This is a genomic window from Thalassovita gelatinovora (assembly GCF_001458355.1).
GTDB lineage: Bacteria > Pseudomonadota > Alphaproteobacteria > Rhodobacterales > Rhodobacteraceae > Thalassobius > Thalassobius gelatinovorus.
In genome coordinates, this window is record NZ_CYSA01000012.1 from 1 (window position 1) to 2,116 (window position 2,116).

3 protein-coding genes are annotated in these 2,116 nt (G+C 44.5%); all 3 read left to right on the plus strand.

The genetic code is table 11. From position 1 onward, the window contains the following. A partial coding sequence (locus tag TG4357_RS20185; RefSeq protein WP_199484625.1) for a phage DNA packaging protein J occupies window positions 1-46 on the plus strand: 46 nt, incomplete at its 5' end. Window positions 47-82: 36 nt separating this feature from the next. Continuing rightward, window positions 83-1,366: a major capsid protein gene (locus TG4357_RS20190; RefSeq protein ID WP_000065572.1), complete on the plus strand. Its 1,284-nt coding sequence runs from the start codon at window positions 83-85 to the stop codon at window positions 1,364-1,366. Window positions 1,367-1,476: 110 nt separating this feature from the next. Beyond that, a complete protein-coding gene (locus tag TG4357_RS20195) occupies window positions 1,477-2,004 on the plus strand; it encodes a hypothetical protein (RefSeq protein WP_000487867.1) in 528 nt (175 codons plus the stop codon). The last annotated feature ends 112 nt before the right edge of the window (window positions 2,005-2,116 follow it).

A 2,116-nucleotide genomic window follows, 5' to 3' on the forward strand; every position in this document is an offset into this window, starting at 1 on the left:
GCGTAAAGGCGCTCGTCTTTGGTATGTAGGTGGTCAACAATTTTAATTGCAGGGGCTTCGGCCCCTTACTTGAGGATAAATTATGTCTAATATTCAAACTGGCGCCGAGCGTATGCCGCATGACCTTTCCCATCTTGGCTTCCTTGCTGGTCAGATTGGTCGTCTTATTACCATTTCAACTACTCCGGTTATCGCTGGCGACTCCTTCGAGATGGACGCCGTTGGCGCTCTCCGTCTTTCTCCATTGCGTCGTGGCCTTGCTATTGACTCTACTGTAGACATTTTTACTTTTTATGTCCCTCATCGTCACGTTTATGGTGAACAGTGGATTAAGTTCATGAAGGATGGTGTTAATGCCACTCCTCTCCCGACTGTTAACACTACTGGTTATATTGACCATGCCGCTTTTCTTGGCACGATTAACCCTGATACCAATAAAATCCCTAAGCATTTGTTTCAGGGTTATTTGAATATCTATAACAACTATTTTAAAGCGCCGTGGATGCCTGACCGTACCGAGGCTAACCCTAATGAGCTTAATCAAGATGATGCTCGTTATGGTTTCCGTTGCTGCCATCTCAAAAACATTTGGACTGCTCCGCTTCCTCCTGAGACTGAGCTTTCTCGCCAAATGACGACTTCTACCACATCTATTGACATTATGGGTCTGCAAGCTGCTTATGCTAATTTGCATACTGACCAAGAACGTGATTACTTCATGCAGCGTTACCATGATGTTATTTCTTCATTTGGAGGTAAAACCTCTTATGACGCTGACAACCGTCCTTTACTTGTCATGCGCTCTAATCTCTGGGCATCTGGCTATGATGTTGATGGAACTGACCAAACGTCGTTAGGCCAGTTTTCTGGTCGTGTTCAACAGACCTATAAACATTCTGTGCCGCGTTTCTTTGTTCCTGAGCATGGCACTATGTTTACTCTTGCGCTTGTTCGTTTTCCGCCTACTGCGACTAAAGAGATTCAGTACCTTAACGCTAAAGGTGCTTTGACTTATACCGATATTGCTGGCGACCCTGTTTTGTATGGCAACTTGCCGCCGCGTGAAATTTCTATGAAGGATGTTTTCCGTTCTGGTGATTCGTCTAAGAAGTTTAAGATTGCTGAGGGTCAGTGGTATCGTTATGCGCCTTCGTATGTTTCTCCTGCTTATCACCTTCTTGAAGGCTTCCCATTCATTCAGGAACCGCCTTCTGGTGATTTGCAAGAACGCGTACTTATTCGCCACCATGATTATGACCAGTGTTTCCAGTCCGTTCAGTTGTTGCAGTGGAATAGTCAGGTTAAATTTAATGTGACCGTTTATCGCAATCTGCCGACCACTCGCGATTCAATCATGACTTCGTGATAAAAGATTGAGTGTGAGGTTATAACGCCGAAGCGGTAAAAATTTTAATTTTTGCCGCTGAGGGGTTGACCAAGCGAAGCGCGGTAGGTTTTCTGCTTAGGAGTTTAATCATGTTTCAGACTTTTATTTCTCGCCATAATTCAAACTTTTTTTCTGATAAGCTGGTTCTCACTTCTGTTACTCCAGCTTCTTCGGCACCTGTTTTACAGACACCTAAAGCTACATCGTCAACGTTATATTTTGATAGTTTGACGGTTAATGCTGGTAATGGTGGTTTTCTTCATTGCATTCAGATGGATACATCTGTCAACGCCGCTAATCAGGTTGTTTCTGTTGGTGCTGATATTGCTTTTGATGCCGACCCTAAATTTTTTGCCTGTTTGGTTCGCTTTGAGTCTTCTTCGGTTCCGACTACCCTCCCGACTGCCTATGATGTTTATCCTTTGGATGGTCGCCATGATGGTGGTTATTATACCGTCAAGGACTGTGTGACTATTGACGTCCTTCCCCGTACGCCGGGCAATAATGTTTATGTTGGTTTCATGGTTTGGTCTAACTTTACCGCTACTAAATGCCGCGGATTGGTTTCGCTGAATCAGGTTATTAAAGAGATTATTTGTCTCCAGCCACTTAAGTGAGGTGATTTATGTTTGGTGCTATTGCTGGCGGTATTGCTTCTGCTCTTGCTGGTGGCGCCATGTCTAAATTGTTTGGAGGCGGTCAAAAAGCCGCCTCCGGTGGCATTCAAGG

Bases quoted from the DNA above. Each gene is read 5' to 3' on its own strand.
- TG4357_RS20190 (WP_000065572.1), top strand. From the start codon at position 83: ATGTCTAATATTCAAACTGGCGCCGAGCGTATGCCGCATGACCTTTCC.
- TG4357_RS20195 (WP_000487867.1), top strand. From the start codon at position 1,477: ATGTTTCAGACTTTTATTTCTCGCCATAATTCAAACTTTTTTTCTGAT.